The following is a 23,044-nucleotide window of genomic DNA, read 5'->3' as shown; positions in this document are numbered from 1 at the left end:
TTCAGAAAAGCTAAAAAAGTACAGAAGATAATAAAAGATTACTATATGTTAACGCTTTCAAAGTGTATTGTCCGCTATATGATGGAATTGTAGCAAATTAATTTCATCTTTAAAGGGGGAAATATTAGTGAAAAAAGTTTGGAAATTATTTTCTGTTTTGATTGTAATGACTGTGTTAACTGGAATGCTGGCTGCATGCAGCGGGACAACTGGCGGAAGCAGTAAAGTGAGTGTAGGAATTGTTCTTCCAACGAAGGATGAGCCGAGATGGGTGCAAGATGAGCAGCGCTTTAAAGATGCATTAGCTGATTCTGATTACACGACGGAAATTTTATTCAGCCAAGGTTCTTCTGCAAAGGAAAAAGAAAATGTAGAAACTTTGCTTAACAAAGGTATTGAAGTATTAATTATTGCTCCTCATGATGGTGCAGCAGCTGGTTCTGCGGTAGAAGCAGCGAAAAAAGAAGGAGTAACCGTAATAGCTTATGACCGTTTAATTACAGAAACAGATGCAATCGATTATTATGTAACGTTCGATAGTCTGGCAGTAGGTGCTGCTCAAGGTCAATACTTGATAGACAGTGTAGAAGGTTCAAACGTTCCGTTATACCTTTATGCAGGAGCTTCTTCTGATAACAACGCATTCTTATTCTTTGAAGGTGCTTGGAAAGTTCTTCAGCCGAAGATTGCAGATGGTACTTTTGTAATCGCTAACTCTACAGAAGCAGAGGCATTTAAAGATAAGCAAGAGCTTACTCGTGATGAGTTAGGGAAAATCCTGGGCCAGGTAACAACAAACTGGGATCCTAACGAAGCGAAAAATAAAGCACAAACACACTTAACAGCAGCAGGTACGGATTTAAAAGGTAATGTAGCGGTTTTAGCTCCAAACGATGGAACTGCCCGTTCTATTGCAGATGTTTTCGGAACAGACTCTGACATTTCTAGTTTCGTAGTAACAGGTCAAGATGCTGAGAAAGCTTCAATTCAATACATCATTGATGGCAAGCAATCTATGACGGTCTTTAAAGATGTAAGAACACTGGTTGCAGACGCAATTGATATGGCAATCGACATCCTTGATGATAAAAAACCAGCTACAACTGGTTCTTATAACAATGGAAAAGTTGATGTGAAAGCGAAACAAACAGACGTTATTGTCGTAGACGAAGAGAATGTTAAGAAAGAACTAATTGATTCAGAATACTACGAAGCCAGTGAGTTTTCTGGACTATAAGAATTAAAACTGCGTGATAGTATTCCATTTGAATACTATCACGCAATTATTATAGCTGTTTTGCTTGGAGGGAATGAGGATGAGCGAATATATTCTGGAGATGAAGCAGATTTCAAAGGAATTTACAGGAGTTAGGGCGCTCGACAATGTCAATTTTAAAGTGAAGAAGGGTGAAATTCACTGCTTAGTTGGAGAAAATGGGGCTGGGAAGTCCACTCTAATGAAAGTGCTTAGCGGGGTTTATCCTTACGGGACTTATGATGGGGATATTGTTTACGAAGGTAAGGTACAGCAATTTAATAAAATTAACGATAGTGTACATGCAGGTATCGTGATCATTTACCAGGAACTAGCTCTGTTTCCTGATCTCACAGTTTACGAGAATATATTTGCTGGCAATGAAATCAAGCAAGGGGCTTTGATTGACTGGAATGAGACGATTGTTGAAGCTAAAAAATTGCTTGAAAAAGTTAACCTCGACATTAACCCTGAGACACTTGTTAAAGATTTAGGAGTAGGAAAACGTCAGTTGATTGAAATTGCCAAAGCGTTAAGTAAAGACGTAAAGCTTCTCATTCTCGATGAACCGACAGCAGCATTAAATGAAGATGACAGTGAAAACTTATTAAACTTACTTGATGATCTCAGAAAACAAGGGATTACCTGCATTATGATTTCCCATAAATTGAAGGAAGTTATTTCGATAGCAGACAGTGCAACTGTTATTCGCGATGGGCAAACGATCGGAACCCTGGATGCTTCCAAAGGTGAGATAACAGAAAATACCATTATAAAAAATATGGTTGGACGCGAAATTCAAGATATTTATCCGAAACGCGCGAAGAAATCGTATGAAGAAAAGGTACTTGAGTTAAAGAATTGGTCTGCGTATGACCAAAAGCTTGGCAGACATGTAGTGAAGAATGCAAATTTATATGTTAAAAAAGGTGAAATTATTGGTTTGGCAGGCTTAATGGGCTCTGGCCGAACGGAACTTGCCCTTAGTATCTTTGGTAACGCGAAGGCTTATAAGCTGCAAGGTGACTTACTGTTGGATGGAATGCCGAAAGCATTGAAACATACTAGTGAGGCAATTAAAGCTGGAATTGCGTATGTTACTGAGGATCGTAAGGGAGATGGGTTGTTTTTACTGCAAGATATTAAAAGCAACATTTCTGCTGCTAATTTACAAGGGATTTCTGCCAACGGAGTCATCAATGACAATGAAGAGATTAAAGTAGCGGATGGCTATAAAACTTCATTACATATCAAAGCCGCTTCTTTAGAACAGCTTGTTGGCAAATTAAGTGGTGGTAACCAGCAAAAAGTTTCGCTAGGCAAGTGGCTGTTTGTTGGCCCTAAACTCCTAATATTAGATGAGCCTACCCGAGGTATTGATGTGGGCGCTAAATTTGAAATTTATACGGTGATGAACAAGCTGATTGAAGAGGGATTGAGTATCATCATGATTTCTTCTGAGCTTGGTGAAGTATTGGGAATGAGTGACAGAGTGTATGTCATGGCCGAAGGAGAAATCAAAGGCGAATTGCCAATAGATGAAGCCAACCAGGAAAAAATAATGCAGGTTGCAACACAATAGGAGGTTAAACCAATGACTTTAATAAATGACGTGAAAACGTTAATCAGTAAAAATATTCGTGATTACGGGATGTACATTGCCTTATTCGTCATCTTTCTCATCTTTACCATTTTAACGGATGGCTTATTTATTTCTTCCCGCAATATTAGCAACTTGCTAGATTCTGCTGGTTATATTGCGGTTCTGGCTGTCGGTGTCATGCTGGTCATTGTCATAAGGCATATAGACCTTTCAATCGGGTTTTTAGCAGGTTTCCTTGGAGCAATTGCTGCCATACTTCTAATGCAGCATGGTTTACCGGTTTATATTGTGATCCCTGTGATTTTAATACTTGGAACAATTGCCGGTTTGTTTACAGGATTTCTTGTTGCAAAAGTAGGAATTCCTGCCTTTGTTGCAACACTGGCAGGCTGGCTGATTTATCGCGGTGCGATTCTTCAGGTGACAGAAAAGTCTGGAACCATTATCGTTCAAAATGATGCTTTTAATGCAATTGGAAATGGATACATTCCATCTATCATGCAGATTAGCGGGTTGCATTTACTATCTTTATTGATTGGGGTACTGGGAATCGTATTTTACAATTTTAGTGCAATCTCCAATCGTCGAAACAAGATTAAGTATAATTTCCAAGTAGTTTCAAAGCAGATTTTCATTTTACAGCTTGTGTTCGTTTCGGCTATCATCGCTGCAATCACTTGGATTTTAGCTGGCTATAATGGTTTCTCTTGGACTGTGGTGATTATCTTATTAGTTGTGCTTGTCTATCATTTCTTGACAACGAAGACAGTACTTGGAAGACATATTTATGCAGTCGGCAGTAACCCAGAGGCTGCACATTTAAGTGGGATTGACGTTAACAAGATTACATTTATTGTGTTCGGTTCGATGGGCTTGCTATCTGCTTTATCAGGTATTCTATTTACTTCTCGCCTTCAGGCAGCCACTACAACTGCAGGAACACTATTCGAACTTGATGCCATCGCAGCTGCCTATGTTGGCGGTGTATCTGCGGCAGGTGGAGTAGGTAAAGTAACAGGGGCCATCATCGGAGCAATCGTAATGGCATCTTTAACAAGCGGAATGAATTTGCTGGGAGTAGGGATTTCCTATCAATATATGATTAAAGGTGGCGTTTTAGCCTTAGCCGTAATCTTCGACGTCATGACAAGAAGAAAAGGAAACTAACACCCTTTTTTAGCGGGCTTTCACCAAGACAATTGGGGAAGCCTTTTTTGACATATAAGAATGTGTAAAATTCACGTCGAGAATTGTCTAGCTCCAGCGCCTAGCCAGCTTTCATCCCTGAAAGTACTTCCTCGAGGTCCGCTCTCCAGCGCTTGTCGGGGCTGATCCAGGCGCTTGCGTTTTTCTTGCATAATTACCTTTAACTTTATAATGCGGTTTAATAGCCAGGCTGATAGAATCAAGTTAAATAACATCCAGACGGTCAGAGAAAGAAAAAGGGGAGAAAGCAAAGATGAAAAAGTATATGTATACCATACTGGGCCTTGTATTTGTCTCCCTTTGTTATCTCATTTTCGTATCAGCCAACATCGTCTTTAGTAATGACGTTTCCTTACCTAAAGCAAAGAAGGAAACAGACTCTCACTATCGCTTAGTTTTCATCACGAGAGACATGGACACGACATTTTGGAATAAGGTTGGCAAGGGAGCAGCGAGACAGGCGGTGAAAGAAGGAGCCAGCCTTGAAATATGGGGAAGCTATAGCAATAATTCAGAACAATTCTTAAAAAAGCTGGAGCTGGCTATCCATTCCAAAGTGGATGGTATCATCATACAAGGGCTTGATACAGACGAGTTCAAAGAGCTCACAAAAGTAAAGGCTGCGTTTAATGGAATTCCGATTATTACGGTAGCAAATGATGTGCCAATGAAAGAGAGTTTAAGAAGAACATATGTTGGTTCAGACCAATTTCGTGCTGGAGGATTAATAGCAAGGCAGTTGTTAAGTGATATGGGGACGGAAGGGAATGTTGTCCTCCTTTCTGACAGGCAGAAAGAGTATTACCAAAATGAGAGATTAAAAGGCATCTATGACACTTTGAAAGTGTATCCAAATATTAAAATACAATATGCGGAAACAGCAGAGTCTAAGGATCAGGTCACCACCACGATGAGAGACCAGTTAAATCAAATGCCGGATGTGGATGCGTTCATCGCGGTAAACGCGAACATGATTGGTCCAATGGTCCAGGAAATAGGAAAGCGCTCCCAAGTTGAACCTTATTTTATCTATACCTTTGATGATGGACCAGAATCGTTACCGCTTTTTGAAGAAGGCAAAATTGACGGAGTCGTCGAGCAAGACCCAGAAACAATGGGTGAAGTCAGTGTAGAGCAACTTGTTAATTGGCTGAATGGGGAGACGGTCCCGCTTGATATTAAAGGTTACTTCACAAACATACGCATATTGAAGGACAACAGAAATGAACAGCATTAGAAGAAAAATATTAACATTCACAACTATTGTCATTGTCATCATGTCCGTCATTTGGATCACTTTGACATTCTATAACTATAAAACACAAGTAAAGTATAATGACATCTTAAACCGATACTTAATATTGAGTGATGTCTCGAGGTCCAGCAATCAAGTAATCACAGACTTGAATAACTATATGAACCAATCAACACCAGAAAACCTACAAAAATTAGAGAGCAGCAAAAAGTCGCTGGAATCTGCCAGATATGAAGTATTTAAGGTAAGAAATGAAGTGAATGATTTTACATTAACAAATTACATTCATTTAATGGGCAGTTTAATCGAGACAACGGACCGCTTGATGGGACTCGAACGAGATTCCGAGGCCGCGGTAAAAGACCTGGCAGAAACGACACGTATTAGTAACTATATTTCCGATATGACGCTCACATTGATCGATATGGAACTCAAAACACATGAGCCATTCTATCGTGGGATCATGGAGCAATCAATTGAATTAGTGAAGCTTGCCATATGGATGATTTTATTAACATCCTTACTGTTATTATTGGCTACTTATTGGTTTTCCTTAAGCATCACAAGGCCGGTCCAACAATTAACAAAGGCTGCAAGTGAACTGGCGAAGGGGAGATTCGATAATGAAATAACAGTCAAATCGAATGATGAAATTGCCTTTCTTGCTAAGACATTCGATCATATGCGGACGAATATAAATAATTTGATTCAGCAAATAAAGGAAAAAGCAAAGCTGGAACATGAACTGCAGCAGAACAAAATTTTGCTGCAGGAAAGTCATTTCCGCAGTCTGCAAAGCCAAATGAATCCGCATTTCTTGTTTAATACGCTTAATACGCTATCGAAAAAAGCGTATCTGGAAGGGTCGGAAGAGATTAGTGATTTGCTCGTCAGCGTGGCAGATCTTTTACGTTACAATTTAAAGCAAATTGATCGTTCTGTCACATTAAGAGATGAATTAATGGTTGTCAATCAATATATGCAGATTCAGAAGGCGCGCTTTACAGATCGACTTCAACTGCAATTAGACATTGATGAATCATGCTTACATGTTGCGATTCCCGCACTTACCCTGCAGCCGATTATTGAAAATGCTGTCATTCATGCAATAGAGCCCAATATTAACGGGGGTGTCATCACAATTCGCATGAAAGAAAAGAATGAATCCGTCCTGATTCAAATTGAGGATGATGGAATCGGCATGTCTGAGGAAATCATTAATCAAATTCTAATGGAACGTCAAGTGCAGCCAGCAGGACATTCAACAGGAATAGGTTTCAGTAATGTGGTAAAGCGTCTGCGCCTTTTTTATGAGAGGGATGACGTCATAAATATTGAGAGCACATTAGGCAGCGGCACGTCAGTTCTACTGAAAATTCCGAAACAAAGAGGCGAAATGCATGATTAAACTTTTGATTGTGGATGATGAACAAATAGAACGGGAAGGGATGGAAGCCATTTTAAATCGGGCATTCCCGGACCTGATTGTTGAGCAAGCCAATAATGGGAGTAGAGCAGTAGAGTTAGCAGCAAGTTTCAAACCAGACTTAGTATTAATGGATATCCAAATGCCTGGCATCAACGGCCTGGAAGCCGTAGAGCAGATACTTGCGGATTTTCCTACTACTAAATTCATCATGGTAACCGCATTTGATACGTTTAATTATGTGCAGTCAGCCTTAAAGCTTGGAGCAAAAGATTATATCTTAAAGCCGAGTAAGGTGAGTGAAATAAGGGCAACGGTCGGGAAGGTATTGAAAGAATTAGAAAACGAGAGGGAGTTACAAGCAGAAAACAGCATGCAGCGTGAAATGCTTCAACGAACATTAGCTCTCGTTGAAACAGATGTTGTAACGCAGCTGCTATTTGATCATGTGCATGAAGTTCACTTAAATATGCTAATGGAAATGCTCGAAATTCAATCAACAAGTCAGGTATTTGTCATGAATGTGATTGTACCAGATGGACAGGAGCATCTTTACTCACGGATTAAAGAAAAAGTAAGGAAAACAAGAAGTGGTTGGATGGGTGCTCTATACGATGGCCAGCTGCCGATCATTATCTTTAGAAACGGGCAACCTTATCGATCACAAGCAACTTCTTTAGCAAGAGATATTTTATTAGAAGTAAATAAGGAGCAGAAAGCTGGCTGGTTCATTGGGATCGGTAATGATTGCAGCTCATTAGAGAAAATTCGTCAATCTTATCAAGAGGCAATCATTGCTTCGAGCAATAAGACGCTTCCGGTAAAATATCGTTTTTATCAAGATATACCTGTTTTGAATGAAACAGGCAGTTGGCAACAGGCGAAGTTTTTAAAAAAAGATCTTTCCGACCAGGTTCGTCTTGGACAGTGGGACGAAATTAAATCGAACATTAGCCATCTGATCCAGGCATACGAGATGGATGGGATAGAAATCCAGCAAGCACAACAATTCGTATTAGAAGCATTATGGTCAATCTGGTCGATTATAAGCGACTTGGGGATTGAGACAGCAACTCCAATTTACCATTATCAAGCGTCAAATTACCGTCAATTACGTTCTGAAACGGTCAATCTTCTGATGGATGTAAAAGATTCTTATGATAGACATTATATTAGTTTGGAAGCGGATACAATTTATCGGATCAAGCAATACATCATGGAAAATTCCCAACAGAATATTTCATTAGAAACGCTTAGTAATAAAGTCGGGTTAAGCCCCATTTATATCAGTAAAATGTTTAAAGAAAAACTAGGGATTAATTACATTGACTTTTTAACTGAGTGCCGCATTGAAAAAGCAAAGAAAATGTTAGCAGAACCGGAAAAGAGCATTAAGGAAATTACAATTGAAGTCGGCTATCATGAACCAAATTATTTTAGCAAAGTATTTAAAAAGATGTGCAATGTATCCCCAAGAGAATATCGTAAAACACTGCTTGGAATAAAAGAATAGTCTCTTTTGTATTAGAAAAGCGCAAGCGCCTTTGTCAGCCCTGACTAGAACTGGAGTGGAGAATTCTCGAAGTAAATTTTATACTTTCTTGCCTTTTGGCTCTGTTATAGCTCAATGTTGATTTTTAGCATCCTGTTGATTGTAGTGGAAGGCGCGTAGACTCCTGCGGGAGCATGGGTCAGGGGAGACCCCGCAGGAGTGTAACGACGAGGAGGCTTCCCGAGCCACCCGGGGAAAGCGAAGCGCCTGGAACGAAAATCAACAGTCTTGTTTAACAGAGCCTATCTTTTAAAAAAGCAATCTATTAATATAATGCCGAAGCGAAACAGAAATGCCGCAGGGGAAGGGAGGGAAAAAGATGGTAAGAAAGCTGAGGAATGTTGGTTTATTGAATCTGATCCTCCTGCTAATGTTATTGGCGGCTTGCGAAGAAGGGGCGTCTCCAATACAGAATGAAAACAATGAATCCGAGCATGAAAGGGTTACTGATTTTGAAGACAAGCTTAAAATCGGGTTTTCGATGGATACATTAGAAGAGGAACGGTGGCCAAGAGATAGGGACTTATTTAAAGAAGCGGTAGAGGCATTAGGAGCGGAAGTCGTGATACGGGAAGCGAAGGGTGACGATACCTTGCAAATTGTTCAGGCAGAAACGTTAATTAGCGAGGGGATTGATTTGCTTGTGATCGTGCCGCATAATGCAGAGGCTGTTGCAACGATCGTTAACAAAGCCCACTCTGCCGGCATTAAAGTTATCTCATATGACCGTTTAGTGAAAAATTCATCTGTTGATTTTTACATTTCTTTTGACAATGAGTTAGTCGGAGAACTTCAAGCTGAGGCGATTACAGAGTTAGTTCCAAAAGGGAAGTATGTATATATCGGCGGAGCAAATACAGATAACAATGCTCATTTAGTCAAAAAAGGAGTTTTTAATGTCCTCCAGCCATTCATTGATAGGGGGGACATACAGATTGTGTATGATCAGTGGACTGAAAATTGGACTCCTGAAAATGCACAGTCAAATATGGAAGCCGCTTTGAAAATAAATAATAATGAGATAGATGCTGTTATTGCTGCAAATGATGCCACAGCAGGTGGAGTCATACAAGCACTTGAAGCACAAGGTCTTGCGGGGGAAATTCCAGTTGCCGGACAAGATGCAGACTTAGCAGCAGCTCAGCGTATTGTGCAAGGGACACAGATAATGACCATTTACAAACCTATTAAAACATTAGCATACGAAGCTGCAAGAGCAGCTATCAAAATGGCAGAGGGAGAAACCATTACAACGAATCGAAAGATGAATAACGGGAAATTAGAGATACCATCGCTCCTCCTTGCGCCAATTGCTGTAGATAAAAATAATATAGATGACACCATTATTGCTGATGGGTTTCATCTGCGAGAAGAGGTTTATGGAAAGATAGGGGAATGATCAATAGACCCGGTTGGTATTTTTTTAAACAATGATTTTATAACAACGAGATTGAAGGAGGTTTTTTCGTGATAAAAACAATAATTGTCGGGTTTGGTTTTGCCGCAAAGGTATTCCACTTGCCGCACTTGATTCATTCTGATAAATATGAAGTGGTCGGAATTATTTCAAGATCAGGATCTTCCAAAGACCATAGTGTTGTAAGCAATGTACCGGTATATGCAACGGTTGAAGAGGCACTTACTCAAAGTGAGGCAACCTTATATGTCATCACGACGCCATCTGACATGCACTATGATATGTTGAAACAATGTATTCTTGCAGGAAAAGACGTGCTTGTCGAAAAGCCGGCGTTTTTAACAGTTGAAGAAGGAAAAGAACTCATTCGGCTTACCCAGAATAGCGGGTCAGTAGTGTCGGTACACCAAAATCGCCGCTGGGACGGAGACTTTTTAACACTAACAAAATTATTGAAAGAAGAAGTGCTCGGAGATTGGAAAGTCCTTGAATCACGGTTTGATCGATTCAGACCTGTTATACGTAACCGCTGGAGAGAAAAACCAGGAGCAGGATCGGGCATTTTATACGATTTAGGCTCACATTTAATTGATCAAGCACTTGTTTTGTTCGGTGAACCAGATGCATTATACGCAGAAATAATGACTCAACGGGAGAATGGCGAAACGGATGATGGCTTTCTCATCGTGCTTCATTATGGCCAGAAACGAGTCTATTTGCGCTCAAGTTCATTTATTAATTCTGCCTACCCTCGTTTTGAACTGCATGGATTAAAAGGCAGTTTCGTAAAATATGGGCTAGACAAGCAGGAACCTCAATTGGCAGATGGGACCTTTTATCAAGGAAAAGAAAAAGAAGTGGGTACAATCTATAGAGAAGAAACCAAAGAGGTCACCATTGAATCTGGCGGATACGATCATTTCTTTTCATTACTTGCAGATAGCATATCGAAAAGGGAACCGGTCGTTTCAATGGAAGAGGCACTTAGAGTGACCAAGTTGATCGAACTGGCACGAACATCTTCGGAAGAAGGAAGATTGATTAATAAAGAAGAATGGTTGAATGAGTGAAAATAATGAATCGTCCAATCCTGATCAGAATGCGATGAGACCCAATAGATTACGACTGAGGATATTTGATATTAAGCTATGAATAAATCAGACATTATCAACGGAATCAGGTGAAACTGGTTCCGTTTTTTGTATTAACAAAAGCACCTTATGCGTTATCAGTTACCGGAGAAAGTGTTGGGGGAAAGCTGATAAGGGAGGAATGTCAATTATCATTCACAAAGTTGTCGATAAGTTTATAAAAAACTCAAATCGATAATATACCTAATGTGGTATTCTTTTATAAGAAGAAGAAAAGCGTAATACCCTCCTAATTTCCCTAATAAACTCACACAATTGCTAGATTTAGGATACAAACCTTTCTGAACAACCAACCCTCAATTTTTTTAAAAGCCATCTCTTCATTAAACAAAAATTACCTAACAGCAATACCTACACGAAGGGAGTGATTACCCATGTAAACTACCCAACTGCACTTCTATTATAAATTTATTTTTAAAACAGGAGGTAACATGAATGGGTCATGATATTTACGGTTTGAATAAAGCAAGGGAAGAAATTGCTTATGCGCGTTTTAGCATGGGGAATCATAATGCACTGCTGCTGTATCGCTTCCTAGATGCCTACCAGTTCTATGCCGGAGTCAGTGGGTCAGGTAAGAGCTCGATCTTTTCGCTGCAACAAGTTGAAAAGGCTATGAAAGGCTATAAAAAATTCTTTAAAACTGCTGCACCGTCGGAAAGTGATTGTACTTCCTGGGATCAAAAACAAATCTTCCTCTTTATCCAAAGCTGTTTAGAAACGGCACAGAAAGAAAAAAGTGTTGAAGTCTATTTTGGCTAGCGGTCTTTCAACCAATCTTATTTCCTCCAATTCCATTCTCAGTTGCTTCAAATCATAAAATATTCCAATTATAGATACTAAATTTCTTGCCTCTTTCATAGTTATTAATGGTGAAACTTTAATTATTTTTATTTAAACGAAAGGGGAAAGAAAATGGACAAGGATACTGCAAAGGTTGGAAAATGCCCTTTTACGCACGGGGGTGCTACTAGTCATAAAACTAGCGGGACGACGAATAGGGACTGGTGGCCGAACCAGTTACAATTGAATATTCTCCATCAGCATGACAGAAAATCCAATCCTATGGGAGAAGATTTTAATTATAATGAAGAGTTTAAAAAGCTGGACTATGATGCTCTGAAGCAGGACTTGCACGACCTTATGACAACAAGTCAGGATTGGTGGCCGGCTGACTATGGTCATTATGGGCCGTTGTTCATCCGGATGGCCTGGCACTCAGCAGGCACCTATCGTATTGGTGATGGCCGGGGCGGCGGCGGAACGGGTTCGCAGCGTTTCGCGCCGCTTAACAGCTGGCCTGATAATGGCAATCTTGATAAGGCACGCCGTCTGTTATGGCCGCTTAAGCAGAAGTATGGAAACAAGATTTCCTGGGCTGACTTGATTTTGCTGGCAGGTAATGTGGCCATTGAGTCGATGGGCGGCAAGACAGTAGGCTTCGGCGCAGGAAGGCCGGATATTTGGCATCCGGAAGAAGACACTTACTGGGGAGTTGAGTCTGAATGGCTTGGCGATAAACGGTACACTGGCGACCGCGAGCTGGAGAATCCGCTTGCTGCGGTGCAAATGGGTCTTATCTATGTGAATCCTGAAGGACCGAATGGCAAGCCGGATCCACTGGCAGCAGCTAAGGACATTCGCGAAACATTTGCGCGGATGGGTATGAACGATGAAGAAACAGTAGCCCTGATCGCTGGCGGCCATACATTTGGAAAAGCTCACGGAGCAGGGGACGCGGCCAAGGTCGGTCCGGAACCAGAAGCTGCTCCAATTGAAGAAATGGGTTTAGGCTGGAAAAATGCATATGGCAGCGGCAAAGGACACGATACGATTACGAGCGGCCTGGAAGGAGCCTGGACGGCAAATCCTACACAATGGGATAATGGTTACTTTGACTTATTGTTTGGCTATGAATGGTGGCTGACAAAGAGTCCGGCAGGTGCCTATCAATGGCTGGCGGTAGATCCTGCTGAGAAGGATCTTGCACCGGATGCGGAAGATGCTTCTGTAAAAGTTCCAACCATGATGCTCACAACTGATATTGCCTTGAGGCATGACCCGGCATACGAAAAAATCTCCCGCCGATTCCATCAAAATCCAGATGAATTCGCGGATGCATTTGCAAAGGCATGGTTCAAGTTATTGCATCGTGATATGGGCCCTAAATCAAGATATAAAGGTCCGGAAGTTCCAGAAGTAGATTTTGTCTGGCAAGACCCTGTTCCGGCTGTTGACTATGAATTAACCAATGAACAAGCAGAAAAGATCAAGGAATTGATCCTTGACTCCGAGCTTACTATCGGTGAGTTGGTTACGACTGCCTGGGCTTCGGCAAGTACCTTCCGTGGTTCTGATTTCCGCGGAGGAGCGAATGGTGCCCGCATCCGTTTGGCTCCGCAAAAGGATTGGGAAGTGAATCAGCCGGAACAGCTTGCAAAGGTGATTGGTGTACTTGAAGACATTCAAAGTCGACTGGACCAGAAAGTCAGTCTAGCTGACTTGATTGTACTAGGCGGAAGTGCTGCCATCGAGAAAGCCGCTCAAGCTGCAGGCTTTGATGTAACCGTTCCTTTTGCTGCTGGCCGCGGGGATGCGACAGAAGAGCAGACAGATGCAGAGGGTTTTGCGGTGCTGGAGCCATATGCCGACGGTTTCCGCAACTATCAGAAGAAACAGTATGGCGTGAGTCCGGAAGAGCTGCTGCTGGACAAGGCGCAGCTGTTGAACCTTAGTGCACCGGAAATGACGGCATTAATTGGCGGGATGCGCGTCCTTGGTACGAACCATGGTGGCACAAAACATGGCGTATTCACAGATTCCATCGGCACACTGACAAATGATTTCTTCGTGAATCTACTCGATATGGGAGTGGAATGGAAGCCAGTAGACGGTGTTGTATATGAAGGGCGTGACCGCAAGACAGGTGACCTAGTTCGAACAGCCACCAGAGTCGACCTCGTTTTCGGTTCTAACTCACAGCTGCGCGCGATTGCCGAAGTGTATGCTCAGGATGATAACAAAGAAAAGTTTGTGCACGACTTCATTTCAGCTTGGGTCAAGGTCATGAATGCAGACAGGTTTGACCTGAGTGAACAGGCCCGTAAGAATTCGGAATTGGCGTTAAAACATTAATAAATAGTTTAGTAGATAGCAGATCAATGGGTCTGCTATCTATTTTTTATGGATATACCTTTTTGGACCTACAGAGTTTGAAAAATAACCGGAGAAATTCCGCTTAAATCGAAAACATCCCTTTTTTTCTTAAAAATAAGGGTTGTTTTTCCGGTTATTTCATAAAATCGTTGATTTTTGTCCATTTTATTGAAGTTAACCGGAATATGTTCCCTTATTTCGGTATCATAAGCATCCTTTATATATAATAACCGGAATCTTTCCGCTTATTTATGCTTCATAAGCACCCTCTACATACAATAGCCGGAAATTCTCCGCTTATTTCTCCACCATAAACATCCCCTATAAATAATAGCCGGAAAGGTCCGCTTATAAATGCTTATAAACATCAACATAGCCTTCCCATTGGTGATTATGCTTTATTTTGTTGCCTGCACTCTCCCTCGCTAAAAATAGAGTTAAAACCAAAATGTGTGATTTTTCTTATTGAATTCTCTTAAAAAGTGTGAAAAAATAATGAGGTCATCTGATGACCACATGACAAGAGGGTTTGCAAACGAAACTATGAAGCTATGAAAACTCAATATGAGCAACTAGGGGGAAGGGTACAGATGTTATTGCTGATTGCTTTAAGTGCGATTATTGCTCCGTTTTTATTCTTGGTGATTATGCGGATGCCGGCAGCTAAGGGGATGACATTGAGTTCATTGATCGTCATTTTGTTAGCGCTTACTGCCTGGGGGATGGAAGGGCAAGTGGTGTTGGCATCGATTTTTCAAGGGGTACATAAGACGTTGACGATTCTTTGGATTTTATTTGGTGCTTTGGTGTTATTGAACACGCTTCGAAATACAGGAGCGGTTGTGAGGATTAATCAGGGATTCCAAAGTATTTCTGGTGACATGCGGGTGCAGGTCATCATCGTTGCTTTCTTATTCGGTTCATTAATTGAAGGAGCTGCAGGGTTTGGAACGCCGGCGATGGTGACAGGTCCGTTGATGCTGGCTTTAGGTTTCCAGCCAATTGCAGCTGCGACGATTGCCTTGATTGCCGATAGTACTGCGGTTATGTTTGGAGCGGTTGGGACGCCAGTGGCTGTTGGATTGAGCAATATTCCTGGTGCCGATACGCCATTCTTCCATGACATTGCCGTTACAGTGACAAGTCTTGATCTGCTGGCAGGTTCGTTTATTCCATTTGTTTTAATGGTTGTGTTAACGGTGTTCTTTGGAAGCGGTATCAAGGATGCATTGCCGATGCTTCCATGGACACTAATGATTGGATTCATTTACACAGGCAGTGCGTTCCTGGTAGCAAGTCTTTTTGGACATGAATTTGTTTCGATTCTTGCGTCGCTCATCACATTGGCGGTGGCGACTGTGACTGCTAAGAAAGGATTCTTGCTTCCGAAAACAGAATGGAAAGCAGCGATGCGTAAAGACTTTGTTGTTTCGACTGAAAAGTCAAAGATGGGTATTGTGACAGCCTGGTCACCATATGTTGTTGTCGTTCTTTTATTGCTGCTTACAAGGATTGTTCCTGCGCTGAAAGAGTTTACGAGAACAACAATCGACTTTACGTGGAGCAATATTTTAGGGGTTGAGGGCGTGACATCAGCCTGGGAATTTTTATATTCTCCAGGCACCATCCTTACTGCTGCGGCGGTTTTAGCGTTCTTATTCCAGCGTAAATCATATCAAACCTTTGCCAATGCGTCGAAGGAGTCATTATCGACGATGAAAATGACATCGATTTCATTGATTGCGACGCTATCGATGGTGCAAGTATTTGTGAACTCAGGATTGAACATGAATGAATTGATCAGCATGCCGCAGTATATTGCGGAGTCCTTCGCAAGCTCACTGGGCTCGGTATGGATCTTCGTTGCTCCATTCCTTGGTGAGCTGGGGGCGTTCATTACCGGAAGTGCCACAGTTTCGACGCTGACGTTTTCGCCGATCCAATTCAATGTCGCAGATTCCGTTGGCCTCGAGTCGAATATCGTGCTGGCTGTCCAGCTCATTGGAGCAGCCGCTGGAAACATGATTTGTGTGCATAATGTCGTTGCTGCAAGTGCAGTTGTTGGAGTATCCGGCAAAGAAGGCGAGATCATTCGTAAAACATTAGCACCTGCGATTTTCTATGGAATCCTCGCTGGAATTTCTGGGTTTATCTTTTTAAACCTTCTATAGTATCCAAAAGGTCCCACTATCTTTCGGAGAACTAAATTCTCTGTATAATAATAAGGAATAGATGGGAGATGAACGACATGCCATACAAAAGAGTTAAGATTAAAAAAGTTTATGAACAAGTTGCTGACTCAATCATTGAGTTGATAAAAACGGGTGAGTTAAAACCCGGTGATAAATTAGATTCAGTTGAAAAGCTGGCAAGAAGCTTTGACGTTGGGAGTTCCACGATTCGGGAAGCATTGAGTGGTCTGCGGACAATGGGGCTGGTGACGATGCGCCAGGGAGAAGGAACGTTTGTGAATACCTTTGACCCTTCGAAATTCCAATTGCCCGTCACTAGCGCTTTCTTGATGAAGCTTGAAGATGTGAAGGAACTGTATGAGGTCAGAAAGATTCTGGAAAGCGGCACGGCGGCTCATGCTGCTGCTGTACACCAGGAGGAAGATTTGCTGGCGATCGAAAAAGCGTTGATCGTGATGGAGCATGCCAATGGAAATGAGGAGCTCGCTTCGACAGCGGATCTGGATTTCCATGTTGCCATCGCCAATGCGACACATAACAAATTACTGATCAATCTGATGAGCAGCGTCTCAGCGCTGAATTCACAAACCATTCAGGAAACCCGGAAGGTACTCCTGTATTCAGATAACATTGTTGATGACTTGCATTTTGAGCATCGACGGATTTTTGAAGCAATAAAAAATCGACAGTCAGATGAAGCGCGCCAAGCCATGTTTGAGCATTTACAGAAAGTGCAGGACCGACTTTTTAAATGCATTGAGTGATTAGCGCGGTGATTCGCTGACTTTTACCAGAGGTGGACAATCATGAAAGTATCCTTATTTAGTACGTGCCTGAGCGATATTCTTTTTGCGGATGTGGCAAAAAATACGCTTGAAATCCTTGAGCGAGTTGGATGTGAAGTGGATTACCCGATGGAACAGACGTGTTGCGGGCAGCCTGCCTATAACAGCGGGTATTTACAAGAGGCTAAGCAATCTATGAAACAGATGATGAAGGCTTTTCGTCACTCGGAATATGTGGTCGGGCCATCAGGCTCCTGCGTGAGCATGCTGAAGGAATATCCACATATTTTTAAAGGAGACCCTGAGTGGGAAGAAGAAGCGAAGGTCTTCGCTGCTAAGTGTTATGAAATTACCGAGTTCCTTGTGGATGTAATGGGCATCACTGATTTGGGCTCTACTTTTAAAGGAAGAGTGACATTCCATTCTTCCTGCCATATGAAACGCCTTCTTGGGGTAAAAGAACAGCCGAAAATCTTGTTGCACAATGTGAAGGGTGTTGAGCTGGTGGATTTGCCGTGGGAAGAGGATTGCTGCGGTTTCGGCGGAACGTTTGCCGTGAAGAATCCGGTCATTTCTCAAGAGATGGTCAGTGAAAAGTCGCGCCATGTCTCAGAGACGCAAGCGGAGTATCTTGTCGGTGCTGATATGGGCTGCCTGATGAATATTGGCGGCCGCATGGAGCGTGAAGGCAAAAAAGTGAAGATCATCCACATCACAGAAATTTTAAATACACACTAAGGAACGGAGGGAAAAGAGATGAGCATCAAAATTGGTGAGGTTCCTTATAAAGATCGAATCCAAAAAGGAATTAAAGATGATTTTATGCGGCAGGCTGTTTCCTCCGCGCAAGGCAGATTCCGGACCGGACGGCTTACACAGGCGGCTGAGCTTGGAAACTGGGAGGACTGGCGCGATTTAGGTGAGGAAATCCGCACCCATACGCTGGAAAACCTCGATTATTACCTGTATCAATTGAGTGAGCAAGTATCAAGACGCGGCGGCCATGTATTTTTTGCCGAGACAGCAGAAGAAGCGAACCAGTATGTGAAAAGCATCATTCAAAAGAAAGATGCAAAAAAAGTTGTCAAAGCAAAATCGATGGTCACTGAGGAAATCGGCTTAAATAAAGCGCTTGAGGAAGTTGGCGCTGAAGTGGTCGAATCCGACCTTGGTGAGTGGATTCTGCAATTGGATGAAGATCCGCCATCGCATATCGTGACCCCTGCCCTTCATAAAAATAAGCAGCAGATTCGCGAAACGTTCGCGAAGAAAAAAGGCTATACAGGATCTGACACGCCGGAGGAACTGGCTGCCTTTGCCCGTGAGCAGCTGCGACAGGACTTTTTATCAGCTGATGTCGGTGTGACTGGCTGCAACTTTGCGATTGCGGAGTCTGGATCGATCACGCTGGTCACAAATGAAGGGAACGCCGAAATGGTGACGAGTCTTCCGGATACCGTGATCACGGTGATGGGTATGGAACGGATCGTACCGACATGGGAAGAGATGGAGGTCCTAGTCAGTCTATTGACACGTGCGGCGGTTGGTCAGAAATTGACGAGCTATATCACGGCGATTACGGGTGCTGGCCTTGAGCAGGAAGTGGACAGTCCTGAGGAATTCCATTTGGTGATTGTCGACAACGGACGCTCCAAGATCCTTGGAACCGAGTTTCAGTCGGCTCTGCATTGCATTCGCTGTGCGGCCTGCATCAACGCGTGTCCGGTTTACCGTCATATCGGCGGGCATGCATACAACTCAATTTATCCGGGGCCAATCGGTGCTGTGATCACACCGCTGCTGGAAGGTTATGAGGATCATAAAGAGCTTCCATATGCATCGACCTTGTGTGCAGCCTGTACGGAAGCCTGCCCTGTTAAAATTCCACTGCATGAGCATCTGATCCGCCACCGACAGATCATTGTGGAAAAAAATATGACCCCAACGGCAGAAAAGTTGATGATGAAAGGTTTTTCCGCTTGGGCTTCTAATCCGTCGGTTTATAATATGAGTGCGAAAATGGCCAAGCCGGCACTTGGGCCATGGACGAAAGATGGAATGATTGAAAACGGGCCAGGGCCACTGAAGGCGTGGACCGAAGTCCGTGATTTTTATGCTCCACAGGGACAGTCGTTCCGTTCGTGGTTCAAGCAAAGACAGAAGGACGGTGAATCCAAATGAACATCCAGAATCGAGAAGCCTTTTTAGATAAACTGGCGTCCAGACTAGGCCGGGAGCGGCGGACAGAAGGAGTCGAGCGGCCGCAATGGAGCGTTACTCCTCAGGATGAAGTGTTCAAAGGTATGAGCCAGGACGAATTGGTTGAAGTGCTTGAAAAACATTGCCAGGTCATCCATACCACTTTTAAAAGGACAGACCGTGCCGGCCTGACGGAAGTTTTGAACGAAACGCTTCAGGCCTATGAAGGCAAGGCGATTGTCACATCCAATGATGTCCGCCATCAGGAGTATGGGATCACGAAGTGTTTCGAAGAACAGGGAGACAGTGTGGATGTCCATGTGTGGAATCCAGCGCTTGGCAAGGAAAATCAAAAGATTGCGGAACGAGCGGATGTAGGGCTTGTGTTCAGCGACATCACGCTTGCCGAGTCTGGCACTGTGACATTGTTCAATACGAAAGACAATGGGCGATCGATCAGTCTGCTGCCGCGAACATTCATTGCCATCATTCCGAAAAGCACCCTCGTGCCACGGATGACTCAGGCAGCCAGACACATCCACGAGGCACAGGCCAGCGGCGAAGACGTCCCTTCCTATGTCAGTTTCATCACCGGCCCAAGCAACAGTGCCGACATCGAAATGAACCTGATAGTCGGAGTGCACGGACCTGTCAAAGCAACATACATTGTCGTGGATTAAGCTTCGATGAAAAATAGTTGAAAAAGAATGAAAGATGATATACTATCATTTCATAACACGATATATTGTGTTAGATAAGTAGTTTCATAACTAAATATTGAATATACCGGTAAATATGGTGTCTGAATAAGACTTAATAGGGAATCTGGTGAGAATCCAGAACTGTTCCCGCAACTGTAAGTGCTGACGAAATGAGGAAGAACCACTGTCTAACAAATAGATGGGAAGGCCTCAAAGTAGGGTGAAGCACAAGTCAGGAGACCTGCCATATTTATTCGTGTTATCTTCTTCGGGAATTGGGAAGGTATTACGGGGATCAATTGACAGGCTCATGCTGTTTTTTAGTTTCATATGAGCGTTCATGACATCAACGTTAACTTTAACCCATCTTTCGAGATGGGTTTTTCTCATTTTTCAGGGAGTATTTTTACAAACAGGAGGTCAGGAATGGAAGGATTATCAACAAATGTGTCGAGGACTTTTCAGAATGTGCTTGTTTTGCCTCCGGACACAAACCATCTCGGAACGATTTTTGGCGGAACGGTACTATCCTATATTGATGAAATCGCCGCGATTGCGGCAATGAAACACAGCAGAACAGCTGTCGTCACGGCCTCGATCGACTCGGTTAACTTTCTCTCTTCCGCAGTAGTAGGCGATATCTTGACCCTGGAAGCAATGGTGATTTCGACAGGCAGAACATCAATGGAAGTATTCGTGAAGGTGGAAAGCGAAAACTTGAAAACCTGCAAGAAGACTTTGACGACCACCTCGATTCTGACCATGGTCGCTAAGGATGAAAATGGCACTCCGGTTCCAGTCGCAAGGGTGATTCCGGAGAATGCAGAGGAATGGGAGCTGTTCAACACGGCCGATATGAGAAGGAAGCATAGGCTGGAAATGAGGAAAAGTAATCAAGTTGGAGGAATCGTGAATGAGCAATCAAGTAAAAGAGGATAGAGCCGTGAAGCAGATCGAGGAAATGGAACAATCATTCCCACTGCTGGATTTTTCAGATTTCAAAGAAAAAATGGACCAGGCTCTTCGGGTAAAAAATATGACAGATGACCAGGTCGAGACCATGGTGATTCTGAACGCAGTCGAACGAATTGATCGGAATGAGCCAGATTGGACCTATGTTGCAGCACGGCTTTACCAGAAGAGATTGTACAAGCTTAGTTCAGGCTTTAGAGGAGCAGCTGGTTACGGATCGTTCTATGAATTGATCAATAGGTTGATAGAAATAGGAATCTATGATGGTAAAATCATTGAATCTTATTCACGGGAAGAAATCGATTTTCTTGAAAGAGTCATTGAGCCCGAGAGAGACGAACTATTTACATATATAGGCCTCTTAACGATGGCGGAAAGGTACCTGGCGCGCACGCATACAGGCGATGTGGCTGAACTGCCGCAGGAGCGGTTCATGATCATCGCCATGACCCTGCTGGCGGAAGAGCCGAAAGAAAAGCGGCTTCAACTAGTGAAGGAAGCTTACTGGGCGCTTTCAAACCTCTATATGACTGTGGCGACTCCAACGCTCGCCAATGCTGGCAAAAGCTATGGCCAGCTGTCGAGCTGCTTTATCGATACGGTGGCTGATGATTTAAGGAGCATCTATGATTCCAACACGGACATTTCTACCTTAAGCAAGAACGGAGGAGGCATTGGTGTCTATCTCGGAAAAATCAGGAGCCGCGGCAGTGATATCAAGGGCTTTAAAGGGATCAGTTCAGGTGTCATTCCATGGATGAAGCAGCTGAATAACACAGCGGTTTCGGTCGATCAATTGGGGCAGCGCCAGGGTGCAATCGCTGTCTACCTGGATGTGTGGCATAAAGACATATTCCCATTCCTGGACGCAAAGCTGAACAATGGGGACGAGCGCCAGCGGACACATGATTTATTCACAGGCCTCTGCCTCCCGGATCTTTTTATGGAGCAAGTAGAAAAACGCGGGGACTGGTATTTGTTTGACCCTCATGAGGTAAGACGCGTCATGGGCTATTCGCTAGAGGATTTCTTTGACGAGGAGAAGGGGACAGGCTCCTTCCGGGACAAGTACTGGGAATGCGTCTATCATCCAGACTTGTCACATGAAGTGGTCCCTGCCATCGAAATCTTTAAATCCATCATGATCTCTCAGCTTGAGACCGGGACTCCTTATATGTTTTACAGGGACCAGGTGAACAGGATGAATGCCAATCATCATAAGGGCATGATTTACTGCAGCAACCTTTGTACGGAGATCACTCAGAACATGAGCCCGACCCTCCTGGAAGAAGAAACAGTCGAGGATGGGAAGATTTTAATCTATAAAAAGCCAGGCGACTTTGTCGTCTGTAACTTATCCTCGATTTCCCTGGCGAAAAGTGTCATGGATGAGGTTCTTGAGAGAGTGATTCATATACAGGTGCGAATGCTTGATAACGTCATCGATATCAATGAAATCCCTGTACTGCAGGCACAGTTGACCAATAAGAATTATCGGGGAATCGGACTGGGAACATTCGGCTGGCACCATCTCCTCGCTCTGGAAGGAATCAAATGGGAGAGTGAAGAGGCTGTCGAGTATTGTGATACTCTCTATGAAAAAATCGCCTATTTAACGATCAGCGCAAGCCTGGAGCTGGCAAAAGAAAAAGGGGCCTATCCGTATTTCGAAGGTTCCGATTGGTGTACAGGACAGTTTTTCGAGAAGAGACAGTATAAAGGCGAAAGCTGGGAGAATCTCTCAGAGGAAGTAAAAGAGCATGGAATCAGGAATGGTTACTTGATGGCAGTGGCTCCGAATTCTTCAACCTCGATCCTGGCAGGGTCGACAGCAAGCATAGACCCGATTTTCAGGCTCGAGTACTCTGAGGAGAAGAAAGATTACAAGATTCCAGTGACTGCACCAGACCTGACAGCGGAAACGTTGTGGTTTTACAAGACGGCCTACAACGTGGACCAGCACTGGAGCATCAGGCAGAATGCAAGTCGCCAGCGCCATATTGACCAATCCATCTCATTTAATTTTTATGTGAAAAATACGATCAAAGCAAAGGCGCTCCTGGATTTGCATCTCGATGCCTGGAAATCCGGATTGAAGACCACATATTATGTGCGTTCCACATCGAGCAGTGATTTTGTGGAATGTGAAAGCTGCCATAGTTAAGAGGAAGGGA

17 protein-coding genes and 1 riboswitch are annotated in these 23,044 nt (G+C 43.2%); all 17 genes read left to right on the top strand.

Annotated elements, in window-relative coordinates; translation table 11 throughout:
• The first annotated feature begins 127 nt into the window (after positions 1–127).
• Positions 128–1,237, top strand: a complete 1,110-nt coding sequence (locus tag AB5I83_RS18900) for a sugar ABC transporter substrate-binding protein (protein WP_448977584.1) — start codon at positions 128–130, stop codon at positions 1,235–1,237.
• A 79-nt stretch (positions 1,238–1,316) separates the two neighbouring features.
• Positions 1,317–2,837 (top strand): ATP-binding cassette domain-containing protein, encoded by a 1,521-nt coding sequence (locus tag AB5I83_RS18895; protein WP_448977582.1) that lies wholly within the window; start codon positions 1,317–1,319, stop codon positions 2,835–2,837.
• Positions 2,838–2,849: 12 nt separating this feature from the next.
• Positions 2,850–4,025: a sugar ABC transporter permease gene (locus AB5I83_RS18890; RefSeq protein WP_448977580.1), complete on the top strand. Its 1,176-nt coding sequence runs from the start codon at positions 2,850–2,852 to the stop codon at positions 4,023–4,025.
• Positions 4,026–4,317: 292 nt separating this feature from the next.
• Positions 4,318–5,301 (top strand): sugar ABC transporter substrate-binding protein, encoded by a 984-nt coding sequence (locus AB5I83_RS18885; protein WP_448977578.1) that lies wholly within the window; start codon positions 4,318–4,320, stop codon positions 5,299–5,301.
• Complete coding sequence (locus AB5I83_RS18880) at positions 5,288–6,727, top strand: sensor histidine kinase (RefSeq protein WP_448977576.1); 1,440 nt, start codon at positions 5,288–5,290, stop codon at positions 6,725–6,727. Before AB5I83_RS18885 ends, AB5I83_RS18880 begins: the two co-directional genes overlap by 14 nt.
• Entirely contained in the window at positions 6,720–8,258 is a 1,539-nt protein-coding gene (locus tag AB5I83_RS18875) for a response regulator (RefSeq protein WP_448977574.1), read from the top strand. The genes AB5I83_RS18880 and AB5I83_RS18875 overlap by 8 nt, the downstream gene beginning before the upstream one ends.
• 358 nt (positions 8,259–8,616) lie before the next feature.
• Positions 8,617–9,696 carry a D-xylose ABC transporter substrate-binding protein gene (gene xylF / locus AB5I83_RS18870; protein WP_448977572.1) on the top strand — a complete coding sequence of 360 codons (1,080 nt, stop codon included), beginning with the start codon at positions 8,617–8,619 and terminating at the stop codon, positions 9,694–9,696.
• A gap of 68 nt (positions 9,697–9,764) precedes the next feature.
• Positions 9,765–10,784, top strand: a complete 1,020-nt coding sequence (locus AB5I83_RS18865) for a Gfo/Idh/MocA family oxidoreductase (RefSeq protein ID WP_448977570.1) — start codon at positions 9,765–9,767, stop codon at positions 10,782–10,784.
• 516 nt (positions 10,785–11,300) lie between these two features.
• Positions 11,301–11,627: a hypothetical protein gene (locus AB5I83_RS18860; RefSeq protein ID WP_226086474.1), complete on the top strand. Its 327-nt coding sequence runs from the start codon at positions 11,301–11,303 to the stop codon at positions 11,625–11,627.
• A gap of 153 nt (positions 11,628–11,780) precedes the next feature.
• Positions 11,781–14,000 carry a catalase/peroxidase HPI gene (gene katG / locus AB5I83_RS18855; protein WP_448977568.1) on the top strand — a complete coding sequence of 740 codons (2,220 nt, stop codon included), beginning with the start codon at positions 11,781–11,783 and terminating at the stop codon, positions 13,998–14,000.
• Positions 14,001–14,611: 611 nt separating this feature from the next.
• A complete protein-coding gene (locus tag AB5I83_RS18850) occupies positions 14,612–16,192 on the top strand; it encodes an L-lactate permease (protein WP_448977566.1) in 1,581 nt (526 codons plus the stop codon).
• 77 nt (positions 16,193–16,269) lie between these two features.
• Positions 16,270–16,977 carry a FadR/GntR family transcriptional regulator gene (locus AB5I83_RS18845; protein ID WP_448977564.1) on the top strand — a complete coding sequence of 236 codons (708 nt, stop codon included), beginning with the start codon at positions 16,270–16,272 and terminating at the stop codon, positions 16,975–16,977.
• Between the two features lie 42 nt (positions 16,978–17,019).
• Positions 17,020–17,736 carry a (Fe-S)-binding protein gene (locus AB5I83_RS18840; RefSeq protein ID WP_448977562.1) on the top strand — a complete coding sequence of 239 codons (717 nt, stop codon included), beginning with the start codon at positions 17,020–17,022 and terminating at the stop codon, positions 17,734–17,736.
• A gap of 18 nt (positions 17,737–17,754) precedes the next feature.
• Entirely contained in the window at positions 17,755–19,179 is a 1,425-nt protein-coding gene (locus AB5I83_RS18835) for a LutB/LldF family L-lactate oxidation iron-sulfur protein (RefSeq protein WP_448977560.1), read from the top strand.
• Positions 19,176–19,877: a LutC/YkgG family protein gene (locus AB5I83_RS18830; RefSeq protein ID WP_448977558.1), complete on the top strand. Its 702-nt coding sequence runs from the start codon at positions 19,176–19,178 to the stop codon at positions 19,875–19,877. Before AB5I83_RS18835 ends, AB5I83_RS18830 begins: the two co-directional genes overlap by 4 nt.
• Positions 19,878–19,976: 99 nt before the next feature.
• Positions 19,977–20,161, top strand: a riboswitch (cobalamin riboswitch).
• A 163-nt stretch (positions 20,162–20,324) separates the two neighbouring features.
• Positions 20,325–20,837, top strand: coding sequence for an acyl-CoA thioesterase (locus tag AB5I83_RS18825; RefSeq protein WP_448977556.1), 513 nt, complete (start codon positions 20,325–20,327; stop codon positions 20,835–20,837).
• Positions 20,812–23,034, top strand: a complete 2,223-nt coding sequence (locus AB5I83_RS18820; RefSeq protein ID WP_448977554.1) for a ribonucleoside-diphosphate reductase subunit alpha — start codon at positions 20,812–20,814, stop codon at positions 23,032–23,034. The genes AB5I83_RS18825 and AB5I83_RS18820 overlap by 26 nt, the downstream gene beginning before the upstream one ends.
• Positions 23,035–23,044: the final 10 nt, after the last annotated feature.

Source organism: Mesobacillus sp. LC4 (assembly GCF_053543455.1).
This window is presented reverse-complemented; position numbering and strand designations above follow the sequence as displayed.

Bases quoted from the DNA above. Each gene is read 5' to 3' on its own strand.
- AB5I83_RS18895 (WP_448977582.1), top strand. From the start codon at position 1,317: ATGAGCGAATATATTCTGGAGATGAAGCAGATTTCAAAGGAATTTACA.
- AB5I83_RS18885 (WP_448977578.1), top strand. From the start codon at position 4,318: ATGAAAAAGTATATGTATACCATACTGGGCCTTGTATTTGTCTCCCTT.
- AB5I83_RS18840 (WP_448977562.1), top strand. From the start codon at position 17,020: ATGAAAGTATCCTTATTTAGTACGTGCCTGAGCGATATTCTTTTTGCG.
- AB5I83_RS18825 (WP_448977556.1), top strand. From the start codon at position 20,325: ATGGAAGGATTATCAACAAATGTGTCGAGGACTTTTCAGAATGTGCTT.
- AB5I83_RS18880 (WP_448977576.1), top strand. From the start codon at position 5,288: ATGAACAGCATTAGAAGAAAAATATTAACATTCACAACTATTGTCATT.
- AB5I83_RS18890 (WP_448977580.1), top strand. From the start codon at position 2,850: ATGACTTTAATAAATGACGTGAAAACGTTAATCAGTAAAAATATTCGT.
- katG (WP_448977568.1), top strand. From the start codon at position 11,781: ATGGACAAGGATACTGCAAAGGTTGGAAAATGCCCTTTTACGCACGGG.
- xylF (WP_448977572.1), top strand. From the start codon at position 8,617: ATGGTAAGAAAGCTGAGGAATGTTGGTTTATTGAATCTGATCCTCCTG.
- AB5I83_RS18860 (WP_226086474.1), top strand. From the start codon at position 11,301: ATGGGTCATGATATTTACGGTTTGAATAAAGCAAGGGAAGAAATTGCT.
- AB5I83_RS18875 (WP_448977574.1), top strand. From the start codon at position 6,720: ATGATTAAACTTTTGATTGTGGATGATGAACAAATAGAACGGGAAGGG.
- AB5I83_RS18845 (WP_448977564.1), top strand. From the start codon at position 16,270: ATGCCATACAAAAGAGTTAAGATTAAAAAAGTTTATGAACAAGTTGCT.
- AB5I83_RS18820 (WP_448977554.1), top strand. From the start codon at position 20,812: ATGAGCAATCAAGTAAAAGAGGATAGAGCCGTGAAGCAGATCGAGGAA.
- AB5I83_RS18835 (WP_448977560.1), top strand. From the start codon at position 17,755: ATGAGCATCAAAATTGGTGAGGTTCCTTATAAAGATCGAATCCAAAAA.
- AB5I83_RS18850 (WP_448977566.1), top strand. From the start codon at position 14,612: ATGTTATTGCTGATTGCTTTAAGTGCGATTATTGCTCCGTTTTTATTC.
- AB5I83_RS18830 (WP_448977558.1), top strand. From the start codon at position 19,176: ATGAACATCCAGAATCGAGAAGCCTTTTTAGATAAACTGGCGTCCAGA.